Source organism: Streptomyces sp. NPDC045899 (assembly GCF_056431485.1).
The window spans coordinates 1-21,798 of the sequence record NZ_JBWKKP010000049.1 but is presented as its reverse complement, the minus strand read 5'-3'; the positions used below and the strand labels follow the sequence as shown (position 1 = coordinate 21,798).

At 73.1% G+C, this 21,798-nt stretch carries 7 protein-coding genes and 1 pseudogene; all 8 read right to left on the bottom strand.

From position 1 onward, the window contains the following. Positions 1-168: 168 nt before the first annotated feature. The gene (locus AC07FT_RS36010; protein ID WP_479180376.1) at positions 169-522 is read right to left on the bottom strand and encodes an acyl carrier protein; all 354 of its coding nucleotides are present in this window, start codon (positions 520-522) and stop codon (positions 169-171) included. A gap of 49 nt (positions 523-571) precedes the next feature. Next, positions 572-4,600 (bottom strand): annotated as a pseudogene (locus AC07FT_RS36005) (type I polyketide synthase); the annotation flags it as partial. A gap of 2 nt (positions 4,601-4,602) precedes the next feature. Further along, positions 4,603-6,033, bottom strand: coding sequence for an NAD(P)/FAD-dependent oxidoreductase (locus AC07FT_RS36000; RefSeq protein ID WP_479180374.1), 1,431 nt, complete (start codon positions 6,031-6,033; stop codon positions 4,603-4,605). Positions 6,034-6,068: 35 nt separating this feature from the next. Continuing rightward, on the bottom strand, positions 6,069-6,536 hold the full coding sequence (locus AC07FT_RS35995; protein WP_254753205.1) for a nuclear transport factor 2 family protein: 468 nt from the start codon (positions 6,534-6,536) through the stop codon (positions 6,069-6,071). 47 nt (positions 6,537-6,583) lie between these two features. Beyond that, positions 6,584-6,970 carry a nuclear transport factor 2 family protein gene (locus AC07FT_RS35990; protein ID WP_479180372.1) on the bottom strand — a complete coding sequence of 129 codons (387 nt, stop codon included), beginning with the start codon at positions 6,968-6,970 and terminating at the stop codon, positions 6,584-6,586. Between the two features lie 43 nt (positions 6,971-7,013). Then, positions 7,014-12,779 (bottom strand): type I polyketide synthase, encoded by a 5,766-nt coding sequence (locus AC07FT_RS35985; RefSeq protein ID WP_479180370.1) that lies wholly within the window; start codon positions 12,777-12,779, stop codon positions 7,014-7,016. A 34-nt stretch (positions 12,780-12,813) separates the two neighbouring features. Beyond that, positions 12,814-19,470, bottom strand: a complete 6,657-nt coding sequence (locus tag AC07FT_RS35980) for an SDR family NAD(P)-dependent oxidoreductase (RefSeq protein ID WP_479180369.1) — start codon at positions 19,468-19,470, stop codon at positions 12,814-12,816. 47 nt (positions 19,471-19,517) lie between these two features. Beyond that, the coding region (locus AC07FT_RS35975; RefSeq protein WP_479180368.1) for an SDR family NAD(P)-dependent oxidoreductase at positions 19,518-21,798 on the bottom strand (2,281 nt) is incomplete at its 5' end.

Sequence of the window (21,798 nt, the reverse complement as noted above, 5' to 3'; positions counted from 1 at the left end):
CGCCCGTACGGGGCCAGGAACGCCGGAAGCCGACGCGGGAGAAGGGGGGGGGGGGGGGGGGGGGGGGGGGGGGGGGGAGGGGGGGGGGGGGGGGGAAAAAAGGGGGGAAGGGGGGGGGGGGGCCCCCCCCCCCCCCCCCCCCCCCCGTCGCCGTCATGGGCCGCCCGGCTACGCCGTGGCGCCGTCACCGGAGTTGACCGCCGTGTAGGCCTCCGCCAGGTAGTGACCCAGCTGGGCGGGGGTGGGGTACTCGAGGATGGCGACGAGGGGGATCTCCACGTCGGTCAGGGTCATGAGGTTGCGGGTGAGCTCCAGTGCGGTGAGCGAGGTCAGACCGTTCTCCAGGAAGTTGCTGTCGCCGTCGATCGGCTGGGGAGCCAGGATGTCGGCGAGCTGCGTCCGGACGGTCTCCCGCAGGATGTCCTCACGCTCCTGCGGAGTGGCGATGGAGAGCGCCTGGTGCAGCGCCGCACCGTCGAGTTCGGTCGTGTTGTTGTCCGTCTCGCTGTTGTCCGTGTGCATGGCGGATCCGTTCGTTCGTCGGGATGCGGTGGCGTCGCCGGTGGCGTGGTCATTGACTGCGCTGGGTACGTCCATGGGATCTCCCGCCTGATGGGGGCTGAAGGCCGGAAACGTCATCGAAGAGCCGATCCGTTCCCCGTTCCGAAGCCTGTGCCGTGAGCCATTTCTCATCGAGGTCCGCGAGGACCAGGGCCTCCGCGTCCGCCTCGACCGCCTGTCGCAGCAGCGCGGCCGCGGAGTGCGGGGGCAGCGCGGACATCCCGTGGCCGCGCAGCCGTCGGGCGACCTCGGGGGCCGTGCCGGAGCCGTCGAGCGCGCCCCAGCACACCGACACCGCCGGTACTCCGCGCGCCCGCAACTCCTCGGTGAGCGCGCGCAGATGAGCGTGGGCCGGGGCCTGGTTGCCGAGTCCGGGTACGGGCAGGACCCCCACGGCCGAGGAGCAGAGCACCAGGGCCGACAGCTCGGTGGTCCGGGCGAGCGCGCACAGGTTCGCCGCCCCGGCCACCGTGGCCGGCCACTCAACGGTGATGCGCGCCGGGTCCAGCGGTCCCGCCGCGTCGCCGAGCGGTGCGGTCAGATGCAGGACGGCGGTCAGCGGCCACTCCCGCGGGATATCGGCGACGGTGGCGGCGAGGGCGTCGGCGTCCGCCGGATCCACGGCGGCCACGGACACCCCGACACCCGAGGCGGTCACCTCGGCCACCAGGCCGTCGGCGGGCGGCGCGGTGCCGACGAGCAGCAGATGACCGGCGCCCGCGCGCGCCGCCCAGCGGGCCGTGTGCGCGCCCAACGGGGTGTCCGCGCCGGTGATCAGCACCGTGCCCCGTACCGTCCAGTCGCCCGGTGCGCGGTGTCCGGGGGTGTCCCGGACCAGACGCCGCGCGAGGCTGCTGTCGGCGCGTACGGCCACCTCGTCCTCGCCGTGAGCGGCCGTCAGCACACCGGCGAGCCGCCGTCCGGCCCGTACGTCGAAGCGCCGGGGGAGATCGACCAGTCCGCACCGGAGGCCGGGGTGCTCACCGGCGAGCGCGCCACCCAGGGCCCAGACCTGGGCCTGGTCGGGCCGGACCGCGGGGTCCCCGCGGTCCACGCTCACCCCGCCGCGGGTGGCGATCCACACCGGGGCTCCGACCCCGGCCCGTTCCAGCGCCTCCACCAGCCCGATCGTGGGGGCGAGCGCAGGGCCCGGCCCGTGGTCGCCCGGCGGCTGTCCGCCGTCCACGGCGAGGAGGGAGAGCACCCCCTCCACCGGGCGGCCGACGGCCCGCGCGAGCGGCCCGGGACCGGAACCGTCAGCAGGGGAGAAGGCGTCGAGGGCGTCCGCGCAGAGCACCACCTCCGCGCCGTGGTCGCGCAGGGCGTCCGTGACGGCGGCGGTCACGGGCTCCGCCGACGGGTCGTCGGAGGCCACCACGAGCCAGGTGCCCGACAGCCGCGGTGCCACCACGTCGGCCAGGGCCTTCCAGGCGACGCGGAAACGGCAATCACGCTGCCGCCGCCAGGCCGCCAGGGCCGGAAGGACGTCCCGCAGGGCGGTGTGACGTTCGGCCGGGAGGCCCAGGGACCGTGTCAGCGCAGGGAGATCGCCGGTGTCCACGGCCTCCCAGAACGCGCCGTCGACCCATGACTCCACTTCCGCCGGTCCGTCCTCCGGAGTCTCGTTCTCCAGCCAGAAGCGGCGGCGCTGGAAGGCGTAGGTGGGCAGTTCGACCGTACGGGGAGCGGGAACACCGCCGAAGAACGCCGTCCAGTCGACCGTGACCCCCGCGGTGTGCTGCCGGGCCAGGGCATCGGTCAGGGACCGCACCTCGGCCCCGTGGCCGCGGAAGGGCGACAGGGCCCCGGCGGATGTGGGCACGGGTTCGGGCCCCAGGTCCCATACCAGGGAACCGTCCTCCAGCGCGGCGACGGGATGCTCCCCCGGGGGCGGACCGGTGGGCCGCTCGTGCCGTGCCCAGTAGTCGGCGGTGGCGATGTGTTCGTCGAGGGGACGGCCGGTGACCCCGCTCAGGACCGGGACGACCGGCTGCTGACAGACCACACCACGGACCCCGGAGCGGGAGTCGGCGGCGACCAGACGGCAGGCGTCGGGCAGATCCAGTACACCGGCGATCTGCGCGGCGGCGATCTCACCCAGGGCATGGCCCATCACCGCGTCCGGACGCAGCCCCAGCGACTCCAGCAGCCGGGCCACCGCGATGTGCCGGGCGAACAGCCCGGCCCGCGAGGCGAGGGCCCCCGGCCCGCCCTTCACCCCGAGCAGACCGCAGACCTCGTCGAACGCCACGGCGAACACCGGGAAGCGCTCATACAGCTCCGCCCCGGCCCCGGTACGGTCCGGGCCCTCGCCGCCGAAGACGAACACCGTCCTGCCGGCGGAGCCCGCTGTTCCCGGACCGACCAGCCCCGGCCCGGCCACGGCCGGATGGGGCTCGTCGTCGGCCAGCGCGGCAAGCCCCGCCCGCAGCTCGTCGAGGCCGTGTCCCACCACGACGGCGCGGTGCTCGAACACCGAGCGGGTGGTGGCCAGCGACCAGCCCACATCGACCGGTGACGGACCCGCGTCGGCGGCCGTGTGCGCGGCCAGCGCCCGCGCCTGGCCGCGCAGCGCGGCCGCGCTGCGCGCCGACAGCACCCAGGGCACCACGTCCGCCGACGGCGCCGCGGCGCCGTCCGCCGCGGCCTCCTCCGGATCGGGGGACGGCTGTTCCAGGATCACATGCGCGTTGGTGCCGCTCGCGCTGAAGGAGGACACCGCGGCCCGCCGCGCCCGCTCGACCCGTGGCCACGCCGTCCGCTCCGTCAGCAGCCGCACGGCGCCCCTGCGCCAGCTCACCAGCCGGGTGGGCCGGTCGATGTGCAGCGACTGAGGCAGCACACCGTGCCGCATCGCCATCACCATCTTGATCACCCCCGCCATACCGGCGGCCGCCTGGGTGTGACCGATGTTCGACTTCACCGAGCCCAGCAGCAGCGGCCGGTCCTCCGGCCGGTCCTGACCGTAGGTGGCCAGCAGCGCCTGGAGTTCGATGGAGTCCCCGAACGCGGTACCGGTGCCGTGCGCCTCCACCGCGTCCACATCGGCCGTGGCCAGCCGGGCCCGGCTCAACGTGTCGCGGATCAGCTGCTGTTGGGCCGGACCGTTGGGTGCGGCCATCCCGGTGCTGGCACCGTCCTGGTTGACGGCCGAGCCGCGGATGACCGCGAGCACGCGGTGACCGTTGCGCCGGGCGTCCGACAGCCGCTCCAGCAGGACGAGTCCGGCACCCTCGCCGTACACCATGCCGTCGGCGGCGTCCGCGAACGCCTTGCACCGCACATCGGGGGAGAGCTGCCGCTGGCTGGAGGCCACCTGGAACACGCTCGCGGTGTAGAGGATGGCGGCGCCGCCCGCCAGCGCCAGGGTGCAGTCGCCCTGACGCAGCGCCTGCCCCGCCTGATGCATCGCCACCAGCGACGAGGAGCACGCGGTGTCCAGGGTGACCGCCGGGCCCTGGAGCCCCAGGGTGAACGCCACCCGTCCCGACGACACGCTTCCGGCGTTGCCGTTGCCCACCGGCCCCAGCAGACCCTCGGGGATCTCGTCCAGCCGGGAGGCGTAGTCGTGGTACATCACCCCGGCGTACACACCGGTGGAACTGCCGCGCAGGGTCGACGGGGCGATACCCGCGCTCTCCACGGCCTCCCAGGCCAGCTCCAGCAGCATCCGCTGCTGCGGCTCGATGGCCGCCGCCTCCCGGTCCCCGATGTCGAAGAAGCCCGCGTCGAACGCGTCGGCGTCCCGCACGAAGCCGCCCGCGCGCACGATGGAGGTGCCGTGGTGGTCGGGATCGGGGTGATAGAGGTTCTCCAGGTCCCAGCCGCGGTCGGTGGGGAAGGCGGAGACCGCGTCCCGCCCCTCGGCCACCAGCTCCCACAGCTGCTCGGGAGTGCGCACACCACCGGGGAACCGGCAGGCCATGCCCACGATCGCGATCGGCTCCTGCCGCTCCGACCGGGCCTCCTCGAGCTGCTGCCTGGTGCGGTGGAGTTCGGCCGTCGTCCACTTGAGGTAGTCGACGAGCTTCTCTTCGTTCGTCATGAGCCGCCCACACCCGCCGTGCTCCGCGGATTGAGGTCGACCAGCGCCAGCTCCTCGGGGGTGAACGGTGGCGCGGTCAGCTCCGGGAGCATCCGGTCCTTGTGCATCAGCGACAGGAACCGGCTGGAGGCCAGCTCGGACTGCGGAGCGGTCAGACTGATGACGTCCGTCACCACGTCGCACACCGCCGAGGAGCGGATCGACCGGTCGGCGATGAGGTCGGAGAAGCGCTGCCGCGCGGCCACCCCGCCGCTCAGCCGTGGATCGGTCGCGTTGACACGGCAGTTGACGTACTCCACGTCCTTGGACGCGGCCATGATCCAGGGATCGTCCACCACCGCGCTGATGGCCCGCTGGGCCTGGCGGGTGGCGGCCGGATCGGCTCCCGACCCCCGCAGCTCACCGTCCAGGGCGTCGGCCGCCCGTGCCGCGGCGCTCAGCCCGTGGCCGTAGATGGGATTGAACGCCGCCAGCGCGTCCCCGAGGACGAGCAGCCCCTCCGGCCAGCCCTTCAGCCGTTCCGGGTAGAGCCGCCGGTTGGCGCCGACCCGGGAGACGGCCACCGAGGTCAGCGGCTCCGCCCGGCTGATGAGATCGGCGACCAGCGGATGGCGCAGGCTCTCCGCGTACGGCAGGAAGGCGTCGTCCTGCGTGGGCAGTCCGGCGCCACGTGTGCAGGACAGCGTCACCATCCAGGTGCCGTCCTCCTGCGGGTACACCACCCCGAAACGGCCCGGCTCGCGCAGCCGGTGGTCGGCCGCCACGTTGACCGCGGGGAACCCGGCGGCGGCGCCGGGCGGCGCCTGGTAGACCCGGGTGGCGTACGCGATGCCCGCGTCGACCACATCCTCCTCCAGCGGAGGCAGCTCCAGCGCCGACAGCCAGTGACGCAGCCGCGAGCCACGCCCCGACGCGTCGATCACCACATCCGCTTCCAGGGTCTCGACGGCGCCGCCGTCCATATCGCGCAGCCGCACCCCGGTGATCCGCTTGGCGTCCCCGACGAGGTCGAGGATCTCCGTGCGCTGCCGCAGGGATATCCGCCCCTCCGCCAGGATCCGGTCACGGACCATCCAGTCCAGGAACGGCCGGGTGCACATGATGGCGTACTGCCGCGCCGGGAAGCGGTGCTGCCAGCCGTGGGACGTCAGGGTCACCAGGTCCTGGTGGAAGCCGACCCGGCGGGCGCCCGCGTCCAGCAGCCGGTCGATCGTGCCGGGCAGCAGTGAGTCGACGATCCGCGCACCGCTCGACCACAGCACGTGGACGTGGCGCGCCTGTGGCGATCCCTTGCGGTGCCGGGGCCCGTCCGGCAGCACATCGCGCTCCACGACGGTGACGCTCTCCAGGTGGCGGGCCAGCACATGGGCAGCTAGCAACCCCGCCCAGCCTCCGCCCAAGACGATTCCGTGCTTCCGTTCGGTCATGGTTCTGCTCGTGTCCCTTCACCGCTTGCGGCCGGTCAGGTCCGGCTCGGGCTGCCCTTGGCGTTGACCATCTGCGCGAGGTTCTGGGTGACGGCCATGAAGTGGGCGACACCGGTGAGTTCGGGGCCGTCGCCCACCTTGGTGTCCGTGATCCCCCAGAACGCCTGGGCGTGGTGGACCAGTCCGTCGTCCCCCAGCTCGATCACCCCGATGATGCTGAAGGTCAGCTTGGTCGGCTTCAGGACCGTGACCGTCGTGGGCACCGCCACCCGCCGTCCGTCCATCGAGGTGACCGGGCGGCCCGGGGTCTCGTGCACCTGGCACTCGATGGACCAGGCGATGTGTTCGCGCAGCGCGTCCTTGCCGATCAGCGGGGGCGCGCCCACCGGGTCCTCGAAGACGATGTCGTCCGAGAACAGCTCCAGGACGGCTTCGACGTCGCCCGCGTTCATTCGCGCCGCGTACTCCAGCGCCATCTTCTTCAGGGTCGCCTCATCGGCCATGGCCGCCTCCTGTACGGATCCGGGGTGGTGGGGTGCCGGTGCGGGAGTCAGTCCGCGACGCCAATGTCCGACCTCCCCCAGAACATCTGGAGCTCCTGGATCAGACCGCCGGTGCCCGCCCGCATCATCACCACGTAGTCCCAGGTGATGCGCTTGTTCTCGGATGAGGCGGGCTCCGTCAGCCAGCCCCGGTCGGCGAACACCGGCCCCAGCGGCAGGTAGTTCATGGTGGCGGTCACGGGCACCAGGACGTGCGCACCGTCCTGGCCCGCGACCGGCCGGCCCGGCACCTCCTCGATCTCCGCCGCCACCAGCTCCTCGAAGTGCGCGCGCAGCGCGTCCCGCCCGGACCTGCGGTCGGAGCCGACCGGATCCTCGAAGGACACCTCGTCCGCGTAGAGTTCGAGGAGCCCGTCCACGTCCGCCGCGTTCATCCGACGACTGTGCTCGAGGATGAGCTTCTTCCGGCTTCGCTCGTCAATCAACGTGTACTCCCGTGTGGTCTCCGTCGCTGTCGCCCCGGCCGAGGTCCCGGTCGATGAACTGGAAGATCTCGTCGGCCGAGGCGTCGTGGATACGGCCGCTCACCGCGGTGCCCTCCGGCTCACCGCCGTCCGGTCCGGCCAGCTTCGCCACCGTGGTCCGCAGACGCCGGTGCAGGGCGCCGCGCGCCGTCTCGTCCTGGGCGGCTGCCAGCAGGGCGCCTTCCAGCCGCTCCAGCTCGCCCAGCAGCGCGGGCAGCGGATCGGCCTTCTCGGGCGCCAGCTCGGTGTGCAGATGCGCCGCCAGTGCCACCGGGTTGGGATGGTCGAACACCAGCGTGGTGGGCAGCCGCAGCCCGGTGACCGCGGTCAGCCGGTTGCGCAGCTCGATCGCGGTGAGCGAGTCGAAGCCGAGCTCCAGGAAGCCGCGCTCGGTGTGGATCCGGCCCGGGTCGGCGTGGCCGAGGGCCGCCGCGGAGTGGGTGAGCACCAGATCCAGCAGGGTGCGGTGCTGTTCGGCCGGTGGCAGCGCCGCCAGGTGCCCGGCCCAGTCGGTGTGCGGCCGTGCCGAGGCCGCCGTGCGCCGCGCGGCGCCGCCACCGGTGAGGGCGCGCAGTGGAGCGGGCAGGGTGAGCGCGGGCTGACCGGCCAGCGCCCGTACGTCCAGGTCGAGGGCGATGAGCTGGGGGGCGCCGTGCAGGACGGACGCGTCCAGCAGGGCGAGCGCCCGTTCACGGGACATCGCACCGATGCCCGAGCGGGCCAGCCGGGCCCGGTCCCCGTCCGCCAGGTGGCCGGTCATACCGCTGGCGTCGGCCCACAGCCCCCACGCCACCGACACGGCGGGCAGCCCACAGGCGCGCCGGTGGGCGGCCAGGGCGTCACAAGAGGCGTTCGCCGCAGCGTAGTTGGACTGTCCGGAAGCGCCCAGGGTCCCCGCCGTGGAGGAGAACACGATGAACGCGCGCAGCGGCAGTTCCGCGGTCGCGGTGTGCAGCACGGCCGCCGCGGTGGCCTTCGGCCGCCATACGCGGGCCAGCCGCTCGGGGTCCTGCGAGGTGACGACGGCGTCGTCCAGCACGCCCGCGGCGTGGATGACACCGGTCAGCGGATGCTCCGGGTCGATGCCGTCGAGCAGACGGGCGACCTGCTCCGGGTCGGTGACATCGGCCGCGACGATCCGCACCCGGGCGCCCGCCTCAGCCAGCCGGTCGCCCAGTTCCTTCGCGCCCGGGGCGTCCGTTCCCCGACGGCTGACCAGCAGCAGATGGCCGACCCTCCAGGTGCGCACCACGTGTTCGGCCACCAGGGAGCCCAGGGTGCCGGTGCCACCGGTGATCAGCACCGTGCCCTCGGGGTCGAGCACCCCGGAGACCTCCGGAGCGGTGTCGCCGTCCGCGCCCGCCCGCGTCATCCGGGGGACCAGCACCCCTCCCTCGCGCAGCGCCAGCTGTGGTTCCTGAAGCTCCAGCGCCCGCAACACCGCGTCCGGCACGTTCTCCGTGTCCGTGTCCGTGTCCGTGTCGAGGTCGAGCAGGACGAACCGGCCCGGGTTCTCGGACTGCGCGCTGCGGATCAGCCCCCAGGCACCGGCGTCCGCCGGACCGGTCCCGGCGGTGTCGTCCGGCCCTGTGCCGGCGGTGGACGGGGCTCCGGCGGCCACCGCGCCGCGGGTGACGACCACCAGCCGCGCGTCGGCCAGCGCGGGCCGCGCCAGCCAGCCCTGCACCAGCCCGAGCAGCCGTTCGGTCACACCCAGTCCGTCGTGGTCGCCCGTGTCATCGGCCCGAGCCGTCGCCAGAACGACCGAGGGGGGCGCTTCACCCGCCTCCATCGCCTCGAGGAGCGCGTCCAGATCCCGATGGCGCACCACTGTCGGGGCCTCCGGGTCCGTATCGGCCGTGACCGCCTCCGCCAGACCCCAGCGGTCCTCGCCGAGCACCGCCCAGCCGCCGTCACCGGCCACCGACCACGACGGCCCGTCGGACACCGGCGCGGGCAGCGCAACCCAGTCCAGCGTGAACAGCCCGTCCACCTGGCGTCCTGCGGCAGCGCTCCGCAGCCGGTCGGTGGCGGAGGGACGCGTCACCAGCGAATCCACCGTCAGCACCGGGGCACCCACCGCGTCGGCCACCGTCAGCCGCAGCGTCTGCCGTTGCTCGTCGCGCGACAGCCGCACCCGTACGGTGGTCGCCTCGGCCGCCCACAGCGAGACTCCGTTCCAGGCGAACGGCAGCCACACCTGGCCGTCGTCCTCCTGTCCCTCCGGCCGGTCCACCAGCAGTGAGGTGTGCAGCGCCGCGTCCAGCAGCGCCGGGTGGATCCCGAAACCGCCGCGGTCACCGGCCGCGTCGGGCAGGACCGCCTCGGCCAGCACGTCCGTCCCGTCGCGCCAGGCGGCCGTCAGCCCCTGGAACGCCGGACCGTAGCCGTAACCGGCCGCCACCGCGTGCTCGTAGAAGTCCCCGATGTCCAACGGCTCGGCACCCGGCGGGGGCCACGCTCCGGCCAGCCCTTCCGCCTGCGCGGGGGCCGGTGAAGGGGGGCCCAGTACACCCGTGGCATGGCAGACCCAGTCCGCGTCCGCCCCGGATCCGTCCGCCCGGTCGGAGGCGGAGTACATCCGCACCTCACGCCGTCCGTCCTCCCCGGCGGCGGCCACCGCCACCTGGACCCGCAGCCCACCGGACCCGGGCAGCACCAGCGGGGCCTGGAGCGCCAGCTCCTCCACCGCACCGCAGCCGACCTCGTCGGCCGCGCGCAGCGCCCACTCGACCAGTACCGCGCCGGGCGCGAGCGCCGTACCGGCCACCACGTGTTCGGCCAGCCACGGGTGGGTGCGCACGGACAGCCGCCCGGTGAGCAGCCGTGCGGTGCCGTCGGCGAGTTCCACGGCGGCGCCGAGCAGGGGGTGGTCCGCGGCGGCGAGCCCCAGGCCGGCCGGATCGCCGCCCGGTCCGCCCTCCGGGTCCAGCCAGTACCGTTCGCGCTGGAAGGCGTAGGTCGGCAGGTCCACCACGCGCGGGGCCGGATCGGTGTGGAACCAGCGGCCCCAGTCCACCGTCACCCCGGCCGTGAACGCCTGCGCCACCGAGCGGGCCAGTTGGCGAGAGCCACCGTGGTCACGGCGCAGGGTCGGCACCGCCGCCGCCTCGACCCCCGCCTCCTCGAAGGTTTCCTGGAGTCCGACGGTGAGGACGGGGTGGGTGCTGGCCTCGATGAAGACGCGGTGGCCGTCGTCGAGCAGGGCGCGCACGGTGTCCGCGAACCGGACGGGTTCCCGCAGGTTCGCCACCCAGTACGCGGTGTCCAGTTCACTGGTGTCCATCCGGCTCGCGGTGACCGTCGAATAGAACCCCACCGTCGACCGGACCGGACTGATCCCGGCGAGGATGTCCGCCAACTCTTCGGCGATGTTGTCGACTTGGGTGCTGTGGGAGGCGTAGTCGACGTCGATGAGTCGGGCGCGGTGGCCTTCTTTTTCGGCGGTGGTGAGGATGTGGTGGATCTGGTCGGGGGGTCCTGAGATGACGGTGGAGTGGGGTCCGTTGGTGGCGGCGATGCCGACGTCGGGGGTGTGGTGGGTGTGGTGGTGCAGGAGTGTTTGGGTGTGGTGGTGGCTGAGGTTGAGGGAGGCCATGGCGCCGTGGCCGGTGAGGCGGCGTAGTGCGGTGCTGCGGAGGGCGACGATGCGGGCGCCTTCGTCGAGGGTGAGTGCTCCGGCGACGCAGGCGGCGGCGATTTCGCCTTGGCTGTGGCCGATGACGGCGGTGGGGGTGACGCCGTGGTGGTCCCATACGGCGGCGAGGGAGGTCATGACGGCCCAGAGGACGGGTTGGACGACGTCGACGCGGCTGAGGTCGGCTGTGTCGACTCCGCCGCGCAGGACGTCGGTGAGGGACCAGTCGACGTAGGGTGTGAGGGCTTGTTCGCATTCGGTGATCCGGGCGGCGAAGACGGGTGAGGTCTCCAGCAGTCCGGCCCCCATACCGACCCACTGGGAGCCCTGGCCGGGGAACACCAGCACCGGACCGGCACCACCCGCGCCCAGGCCACCCACCGCCGCGGCGCCGCCCGGCTCGATCACATCCGGGTGTGCTTCCCCGGCGGCCAGTGCCTTCAGCCCGGCCATCAGTTCTTCGCGGTTCTCACCGATGACCACGGCTCGGTGATCAAACGCCGACCGGGTGCTGATCAGCGACCAGCCCACGCCGGCGGGGGACAACTCGGTGTCGGTCGCGACCCGTTCGGCAAGCGCCGCCGCCTGACCGCGCAACGCAGGACCGTTGTGTGCGGAGATCACCCACGGTGCCACACCGCCCGCGGTCGTACCGCCCTCCTGTGTCCCCTCGGCCGACTCCACCGTCCCGGTGGGCTCGGGGGCCTCCTCCAGGATCAGATGCGCGTTGGTACCGCTGATGCCGAACGAGGAGATACCGGCCCGGCGCGGATGGCCACGGTCCGGCCAGGTCATCGGCTCCGCGAGCAGCCGCACCTGACCCGCGGTCCAGTCCACGTGCGGGGTCGGCTCGTCGATGTGCAGCGTCGCGGGGAGATGGGCGTGCCGCAACGCCTGCACCATCTTGATGACACTGGCGACACCCGCCGCGGCCTGGGTGTGGCCGATGTTCGACTTGACCGAGCCGAGCCACAGCGGTTGTCCGTCCGGGCGTTCCTGCCCGTAGGTGGCCAGGAGCGCTTGGGCCTCGATCGGGTCGCCCAGGGTGGTGCCGGTGCCGTGCGCCTCGACCGCGTCCACCTCGGCGGCGGTCAGCCGGGCGTTGGCGAGCGCTTGGCGGATCACACGCTGCTGGGACGGGCCGTTGGGCGCGGTGAGCCCGTTGCTGGCGCCGTCCTGGTTGACGGCCGACCCGCGGATGACCGCGAGCACGCGGCGGCCGTTGCGCCGGGCGTCCGACAGCCGCTCCAGCAGCACCAGACCGACCCCCTCGGAGAAACCGGTGCCGTCGGCCGCCGCCGCGAACGCCTTGCAGCGCCCGTCCGGGGACAGCGCCCGCTGCCTGGAGAACTCGGTGAAACCACCGGGCGTGGCCATCACCGTGACTCCGCCGGCCAGCGCCAGGGAACACTCCCCGTTGCGCAGCGCCTGGGCCGCCAGATGGGTGGCCACCAGCGACGATGAACACGCGGTGTCCACTGTCACCGCGGGCCCCTCCAGACCGAACGAGTACGCCACCCGGCCGGACACCACACTGCCGAGGTTCCCGGTGGCGACGTAGCCCGCCGAGTCACCGGTCGTCTGGCCGATGAGCGACAGATAGTGGTAGGCGTCCACCCCGGCGAACACGCCGGTGTCGCTTCCGCTCAGCGCGTCGCGGTCCAGCCCGGCCCGTTCGAACGCCTCCCACGCGGTCTCCAGCAGCAGCCGCTGCTGGGGGTCCATCGCCGCGGCCTCGCGCGGGTTGATCCCGAAGAAGTCCGCGTCGAAGTCGGCCACGTTGCGCAGGAAGCCGCCGTCCCGGGCACTGCTGGTCCCGGCGTTCTCCGGGTCCGGGTGGTACAGCCTGTCGAGGTCCCAGCCACGGTCGGCGGGGAACGGCGAGATGACGTCCTCGCCGTCGGTGACCACCCGCCACAGGTCCTCGGGTGTCTCCACGTCACCGGGGAAGTGACAGGCCATCCCGATGATGGCGAGCGGCTCGCGGGCGCTTTCCTCGACCTCCTGCAACTGCCGCCTGGCCAGTCGCAGATCGGCGGTCGCCCGTTTGAGATAGCTGCGCAGCTTCTCGTCATCCGTCATGTCGCATCAACCCGATCGTTGCGGCCGTCGTGAGTCATCGCGGAGTGTCGTCGGAGGGGACACTGAGTTCGTGGTCGAGCACGTGGAACAACTCCTCGTCGCTGGCCGACTCCAGATCGTCCCGGCCCTCGTCCACCGGGACCGCGCCGCCGGGGCCGTCGTCCACCGCGCGCAGCAGTTTGCGCAGCCGGGCCGCGACCCGCGCCCGCTGGTCCCGGTCCCCGAGCACCGCTTCCACGGCCGCCTCGACGGAGTCCAGATCGGCGAGCAGCGCGTCACACGCCGTTCCGGAGTCCGGTGCCAGCAACTCCTGGAGCATCCGGACGACGGCCGTGGGGGTCGGGTGGTCGAAGACCAGCGTGGCGGGCAGCCGGAGGCCAGTGGCGGCGCCGAGCCGGTTGCGCAGCTCCACGGCGGTGAGGGAGTCGAAGCCGAGCTCCCGGAAGTTCTGCGCGGGGTGCACGGACTCCGCCGCGTCATGCCCCAGGACCGTCGCGGTGTGCGCCCGCACCAGCTTCAGCAGCGCCTGCTGCCGGTCCTCCGCCGTCATCGCGGTGAACGCCTCGGCCGACCCCGTGCCGGAGGCCGCCCCCGGCACCGCACCGGACGCCGCCCGCGGTGTGCCGCGCACCAGGCTCCGGAAGAGCGCCGGAGCGTCGTCCCCACCGGCCCGTCCGCGCAGCGCGGCGAGATCCAGCCGGATGGGCGCCAGTGTGGGAAGACCGCTGGTCAGGGCAGTGTCAAGCAGTGCCAGACCCTCGTCGGTCTCCAGCCCCACCATACCGGCCCTCGCCAGCCGGGCCCGGTCCGTGTCGGTCATACCACCGGTCATCCCGGTCGCCTGCGCCCAGTAGCCCCACGCCAGCGAGGTGGCGGGCAGCCCCTGGGCGTTGCGGCGATGGGCCAGGGCGTCCAGGAACGCGTTGGCCGCCGCGTAGTTGCCCTGGCCCGCGGCGCCCAGCAGTCCGGCGGCCGCGGAGAACAGCACGAACACCGACACCTCCAGGTCCCGGGTGAGTTCGTGCAGATGCCAGGCCGCGTCGGCCTTCGCCCGCAGTACATCGGCGAGCCGCTCGGGGGTGAGCGCTTCGATGGTGGCGTCGTGCAGCAGCCCCGCCGCGTGGACGACCGCGGTCAGCGGATGCGCCCCGGGCACCTGTTCCAGCAGTTTGGCCAGGGCCGCCCGGTCGGCGATGTCACAGCCCGCGACCGTCACCTCCGCGCCGAGTCCCGTCAGCTCCGCCACCAGCTCGGCCGCGCCCGGCGCGTCCGGTCCACGACGGCTGACCAGCAGCAGCCGCCGCGCCCCGTGACGGGTCACCAGATGACGCGCGGTGGCGGCGCCGAGCGTGCCGGTCCCACCGGTGATCAGTACGGTGCCGTCCGGTACCAGGGCGGCCGGGATCGTCAGCACGATCTTCCCGATGTGGCGCGCCTGACTGAAGTGGCGGAACGCCTCGGGTGCCCGGCGGATGTCCCACAGCGTGGTCGGCAGCGGCCGCAGGGTGCCGTCCTCGAACAGTGCGGACAGTTCGGCCAGCATCCGCTGGATACGGTCCGGACCGGCGCCGCTCACGAGGTCGAACGCGCGGTAGGTGACCCCCGGATACCGGTCGCCGGTCCGCCCGGGGTCCCGGACGTCGGTCCGGCCCATGTCGATGAAACGCCCGCCCGGACCCAGCAGCCGCAGCGAGGCGTCGATGAACTCCCCGGCCAGCGAGTTGAGCACCACATCGACGGTGCCCGCGGCGTCCCGCACCCGGTCCTCGAAGTCCAGGCTGCGGGACGAGGCGATATGGGCGTCGTCGAAGCCGCGTCCGCGCAGCGCGTGCCACTTCCCCGGACTGGCGGTGGCGTACACCTCGGCGCGCCAGTGGCGGGCCAGTTGCACCGCCGCCAGGCCGACGCCGCCGGTGGCGGCGTGCAGCAGCAGCTTCTCCCCGGCGCGCAGTCCGGCGAGATCGGCGAGACCGTAGTAGGCGGTCAGGAACGCGGACGGGGTCGTGGCCGCCTCGGCGTACGACCACCCGGCCGGGATGTGCGTGATCAGACGGCTGTCGGTGATGACCAGCGGTCCGGTGCCGTTGAACAGTCCCATGACCCGGTCGCCCACAGCGAACCGGTCGGTGTCCGGGCCCACCTCCATGACCACGCCAGCGCCGTCGCCGCCGAGCGGCCGGGGATCCTCCACCATGCCCAGCGCCACGACGACGTCGTGGAAGTTCACCCCGCCCGCCCGTAGCGCCACCCGGACTTCGCCGGGACCCAGCGGCCGGGTGTTCTCCGGGCAGTCGACCAGCGCCAGGTGGTCCAGGCTGCCGTGACCGGTGAGCCCGAGGCGCCACGCCGTCGAACCCTCCGGCGGGGACAGCCGCCCGGCCGAGTCGTCCTGGACGAGACGCGGTACGTACGACAGGCCGTCACGCAGGGCGAGTTGCGGTTCGCCGGAGGCCGCCGCCCCCGCCACCGCCGCCCGCGAACTCTCCGCGCCGTCGAGGTCGAGCAGCAGCAGCCGCCCCGGGTTCTCGGACTGGGCGCTGCGCACCAGCCCCCAGACGGCGGCGCCGGGCAGATCGTGGACGTCGTCGTGGCGGTGGACGGCGACCGCCCCATGGGTGACGACGGCCAGCCGGGTGGCGGCCAGTTCGGGCGCGGCCAGGAACTCCCGCAGCAGCGACAGGGCCGCGGCGGTGCGGGCGTGGGTGTCCTCGACGGGACCGTGACCACCGCCGGGAGCGGGTCCGGCGGGGGCGGTGACGGAGACGAACACCACCTCGGGCGCCTGGGCGCCGTCTGCCACGGCAGCCCGGAGCGCGGCCAGCTCCGGATGGCACGGCGCGCCGGGAAGCGCGCCGACCAGCGGACCGGAACCGGAGCCCAGGACGGCCGGAACGAAGGCGGCCGCGGCGTCGTCCGCGGAGTCGGCGGCTCGCTCCCACCGCAGCTGGAACAGTGTGTTCCGGCCCGCGGTACGGGCCCCTCCCAGCCGGCCGTCCGGGACCGGCCGCAGTACCAGGTCGGCTACCGTCACCACCGGCGTTCCGGCCGGATCGGCGGCGGTCAGGGCGAGCCGGTCCGCCGCCGTGGGCGTGAGCCGGATCCGCAGGGTGTCCGCCCCGGTCGCCCGCAGCCGCAATCCGCTCCAGGAGAAGGGCAGCAGCACCCGGTGCGCATCCTCGGACGCGGGATCGACGGCCAGCGCCCGGACGTGCAGCGCGGCGTCGAGCAGGGCGGGGTGGACACCGTACGCGCCGGCCTGGGCGCGCTCGCCCTCGGGCAGTGCCACCTCGGCGTAGAGGTGGTCGCCGAGCCGCCACGCGGCGGTGAGCCCCTGGAAGGCCGGGCCGTAACCGTAGCCGTGGTCGTCCAGACCTCGGTAGAAGTCCGCGACGGGCAGCGGGGTGGCGCCCTGAGGCGGCCAGGCGCCCTTCAGCCCCTTGGTGTCCGTCGTGGCGGAGCCGGTCCCGGTGGCGGTCAGCACACCTGTCGCGTGCCGCGTCCAGACCCCGTCGCCGGTGTCGTCCGCCGGACGCGAGTGCATGGTCAGACCGCGGTCACCGGTGGCGTCAGGGGCGTTGACCGCGATCTGCACGTCCACCGCCTCGCCTTCCGGAATCACCAGTGGCGCGTACAGCGTCAGCTCCGACACCCCGTCACAGCCGGTCCGGGCGGCGGTGTGCAGCGCCAACTCGGCGAAGGCGGTCCCCGGGAGCAGCACGGTGTCCAGCACCCGGTGGTCGTTCAGCCAGGGGTGGACGCGCGGCGAGAGCCTCCCGGTCAGCAGATGCGTACCGTCCTCGGCGCGTTCCACCGCGGCGCCGAGCAGCGGATGCCCCGCGGCCACCAGACCGAGGTCACCGGGGTCACCGCCCCGGCCGCCCCGGTCGTCCAGCCAGTACCGTTCGCGCTGGAAGGCGTAGGTCGGCAGGTCCACCACGCGTGGGGCCGGGCCGGTGCGGAACCACCGTGCCCAGTCCACCTCGGCGCCCGCCGCGAACGCCTGCGCCACCGAACGCATCAGCTGGGCCCGGTCGCCGTGGTCACGGCGCAGGGTGGGCACCGCCACGGCCGGTACTCCGGCCTCCTCGAAGGTTTCCTGGAGTCCGACGGTGAGGACGGGGTGGGTGCTGGCCTCGATGAACATGCGGTGGCCGTCGTCGAGCAGGGCGCGCACGGTGTCCGCGAACCGGACGGGTTCCCGCAGGTTCGCCACCCAGTACGCGGTGTCCAGTCCACTGGTGTCCATCCGGCTCGCGGTCACGGTGGAGTAGAACGCCACTTCCGACTGTACGGGTTCGATCCCGGACAGGAGTTCCCGGAGCTCTTCGGCGATGTTGTCGACTTGGGTGCTGTGGGAGGCGTAGTCGACGTCGATGAGTCGGGCGCGGTGGCCTTCTTTTTCGGCGGTGGTGAGGATGTGGTGGATCTGGTCGGGGGGTCCTGAGATGACGGTGGAGTGGGGTCCGTTGGTGGCGGCGATGCCGACGTCGGGGGTGTGGTGGGTGTGGTGGTGCAGGAGTGTTTGGGTGTGGTGGTGGCTGAGGTTGAGGGAGGCCATGGCGCCGTGGCCGGTGAGGCGGCGTAGTGCGGTGCTGCGGAGGGCGACGATGCGGGCGCCTTCGTCGAGGGTGAGTGCTCCGGCGACGCAGGCGGCGGCGATTTCGCCTTGGCTGTGGCCGATGACGGCGGTGGGGGTGACGCCGTGGTGGTCCCATACGGCGGCGAGGGAGGTCATGACGGCCCAGAGGACGGGTTGGACGACGTCGACGCGGCTGAGGTCGGCTGTGTCGACTCCGCCGCGCAGGACGTCGGTGAGGGACCAGTCGACGTAGGGTGTGAGGGCTTGTTCGCATTCGGTGATCCGGGCGGCGAAGACGGGTGAGGTCTCCAGCAGTCCGGCCCCCATACCGACCCACTGGGAGCCCTGGCCTGGGAACACCAGCACCGGACCGGCACCGTTGTCACCGCCACCTCCGCCGGAGCCCTCGGCGCCCTGGGCGGCCGCCGTACTGTGGGCGTCCACCACACCGGGGTGGGACGCCCCGGCTGCCAGGGCGTCGAGCCCGGCCATCAGCTCTTCGCGGTTCTCACCGATGACCACCGCGCGGTGGTCGAACGCCGACCGGGTGCTGATCAGCGACCAGCCCACCTCGTCGGCGGTCAACTCGGTGTCGTTGGCAACCCGTTCGGCAAGCGCTGCCGCCTGACCGCGCAACGCCACCCCGGTACGCCCCGACACCACCCACGGCACCGGACCGTCCGCGGCGCTCCTCGAGACGGGTGTCACCGATGCCATGGGCGGCGCCGGCGGTGCCTGCTCCAGGATGAGATGCGCGTTCGTCCCCGAGATACCGAATGCCGACACCCCGGCCCGCCGGGGCCGTTCGCCCTCCGGCCACGCACGGGCCTCCGTCAGCAGCCGCACCTCCCCAGCCCCCCAGTCCGCATGCGGGGTGGGCTCGTCGATGTGCAGCGAGGCGGGCAGCAGCCCGTGCCGCATCGCCATCACCATCTTGATCACACTCGCCGCACCGGCAGCGGCCTGGGTGTGACCGAGGTTGGACTTCACCGACCCCAGCCACAACGGCTGGTCCGCCGTCCGTCCCTGCCCGTAGGTGGCCAGGAGCGCCTGGGCCTCGATCGGGTCGCCCAGGGTGGTGCCGGTGCCATGCCCCTCCACCGCGTCCACCTCGGCGGCCGACAGCCGGGCGTTGGCGAGCGCCTGGCGGATCACCCGTTGCTGGGACGGGCCGTTGGGCGCGGTGAGCCCGTTGCTGGCGCCGTCCTGGTTGACGGCCGACCCGCGGATCAGGCCCAGCACACGATGGCCACGGCGCCGCGCGTCACGCAGCCGTTCCAGCACGACGAGCCCCGCGCCCTCACCCCAGCCCGTACCGTCGGCGGCGGCCGCGAAGGGCTTGCAGCGGCCGTCCGGTGCCATCCCCCGCTGCCGTGAGAACTCGATGAACGCGCCCGGGGTGGCCATCACGGCCACACCGCCGGCCAGCGCCAGATCGCATTCGCCATGACGCAGCGCCTGGGCGGCCAGATGGATGGCCACCAGCGACGACGAACACGCGGTGTCCACCGTCACCGCGGGCCCCTCCAGACCGAGCGAGTACGCCACCCGGCCCGACACCACACTGCCGAGATTGCCCGCCCCGACGTAGCCCTCCACCTCACTGGTGATGTCTCCGATGACCGACAGGTAGTCATGGGAGCCCACCCCGGCGAACACACCCGTGTTACTGCCGCTCAGGGCACGGCGATTGAGCCCGGCGCGCTCGAACGCCTCCCACGCGGTCTCCAGCAGCAGCCGCTGCTGGGGATCCATCGCCGCGGCCTCACGAGGGCTGATGTCGAAGAACGCCGCGTCGAACTCGGTCGCGTCATGGCAGAAGCCGCCCTGGTCCACATAGGACTTCCCGTACCGCTCGGGGTCGGGGTCGTACAGCTCCTCGGTGTTCCACCCCCGGTCGGTCGGGAACGGGGAGATCGCGTCACCGCCGTCCCGCACCAGCCGCCACAGCGCCTCGGGTGACCGCACTCCGCCCGGATAGCGGCAGGCCATCCCCACGATGGCGAGGGGCTCCGGCTCTGCGGACTCGACCACGCGCAGCCGCTCCCGGGTCTGGCGCAGCTCGGCGGTGACCCACTTGAGGTGGTCGAGTAGCTTCTCTTCATTCGACATCTAGCTGGGGCTCCTTGGCGCGGCGCGGAGGATGGAGGTCATCGGACTCACGACTTTCCGAACTCGTCGGAGATGAGCTCGAAGATGTCTTCTGCCGTCGCTGTCTCGAGTTCGCTGTGCGCCGTGGTCCGGTCGGACGCATGGTCCGTGTCGTCCCACTTGGCGAGCAGCAGGTGCAACCGTCCGGCGATCCTCCGGCGGGCCGACGCGTCCACCACCGACGGCTCCGACCCGGCGTCCCACCGGTCGAGCTCCGAGAGCAACCGCCCCTCGGACGTCACCTCCGTGTCCACGAGCCGCTCCCGCAGGAAGTCGGCCATCTCCTTGGGCGTGGGGTGGTCGAAGATGAGGGTGGGCGGCAGGTCGACACCGGCGGTGGCCGACAGCCGGGTGCCGAACTCGACCGCGGTCAGGGAGTCGAATCCGAGCTCCTGGAAGGGCTGGGAGGGCGGAACGGCGTCGATACCTGAGTGGCCGAGGATGGCCGCGGCATGGGTCTGGATGTGGCGCAGCAGAAGGTGGTGCTGTTGGGCGGGGGTGCTCTCGGCCAGTTGCTGCCGCAGGGCGCCGGACGCCGCGGACTCCGTGGCCCCGGCGTGCGGCGGAGCGCTGGGCGACAGCGGGGCGAGGAGCGGGCTGGGCCGCTGTGCGGTGAAACCGGCCGGGAAGGTCGTCCAGTCGATGTCCGCGATGGCGATGGCGGTGTCGCCCTGGTCCAGCGCGCACTGGAGGGACTTGATCGCCAGATCGGTGGCCAGCGGCCGCATCCCGCGCCGGTGGTAGTACTCGATCACCGCGTCGTCCGCCGCCATACCCGCCTCGCTCCACGGTGCCCACGCCAGACTGGTGGCCGGAAGGCCCTGGGCGCGGCGGTGTTCGGCGAGTGCGTCGAGATGCGCGTTGGCGGCCGCGTAGGACGCCTGGCGGCTGCTGCCCCAGGCGGCGGCCCCGGAGGAGAAGAGGACGAACGCGGAGAGGTCCAGTTCCGCGGTGAGCTCATGGAGATGGGTGGCCGCGAGCGCCTTGGGGCGTAGGACGTCGTCGACATGGGCCAGGTCGAGCTCGGTGAGCGGTGCGTTCTCCGGGATGCCGGAAGCGTGGATGACGGCGCTGAGAGGATGCTCGGCCGGGATGGCGCGCAGGAGTTCGCGCAGCGCCTCACGGTCGGATACGTCGCACGCGGTGACGGTGACCTCGGTGCCGAGCGCGGTGAGCTCCTCGGCGAGCTCGCCGGCTCCGGGTGCGTCGGGGCCGCTGCGGCTGACGAGGTGGAGTCGGGGCGCGCCGTGGTCGGCCAGCCAGCGGGCGACATGAGCACCGAGACCACCGGTGCCACCCGTGATGAGTGTCGTACCCGTCGGCCGCCAGCCGGCAGCCACGGGAACCGTGGCCGGAGCCCGCTCGAGGCGGCGCCCGAACGCACCGGAGCGGATGGCGATCTGGTCCTCCGACCGGCCCTCGACCAGACATCGCGCGATACGGACCGGAGTCTCGCCGTCGATCGCCGTCGGCAGATCGACGAGACCGCCCCACAGGCGGGGGTGCTCCAGGGCGGCGACCCGGCCGAAGCCCCAGATCTGTGCCTGGTGGGGGTGGGGGAGCGGCTCACCGGCGACGGTCGCCACGGCTCCCTGGGTGAGGCACCACAGCGGCCCGGTCTCCTCTGTCCCCGCCAGAGCCTGGACGAGGGTGGTGGTGGCGGCCAGCCCGACGGAGACGGACGGATGGTCGGGATGGGGCGAGTCGTCCAGTGCGAGCAGACTCAGTACGCCCGCCACCGTGAACCCCTGCGACACATCGCCGAGTTGGCGTGCGAGGTCGTCACGGTGTACGGCGCCGTCGACGGCCAGCGTCCGGTGCTCCGCACCGTGGACACGGAGCGCCTCGGCAGCGGTGTGAACGGCTGGGTGGTCCTCCATCCCCGACGCCACGACGACCAGCCAGGTACCGGTCAGGGCCGGAGCCGTCGTGGACTCGGACAGGCGCTCCCACGTGATCCGGTAGCGCCAGGCGTCGATGGCGCTCTGTTCCCGGTGCTGCCGCCGCCAGGTGGAGAGCACGGGGAGGGCGGGCAGCAGGGCGGTGATACCGGGGCTGTCCTTGTCGAGCTGGAGGGTGGTGGTGAGGGTGTCGACGTCCTCCTCCTCGATGGCCGTCCAGAGCCGCGCCTCGACCGGATCCTCGTGGTCCATGCCCTCCCCGTCGGCCGTGCGGGCGGGCGGCGCCAACCAGTAGTGCTGGTGTTGGAAGGCGTAGGTGGGGAGGTCGACGAGGTGGGGGGTGGGGTGGGCTGGGTACCAGCTGGTCCAGTCGATGGTGGTGCCGGTG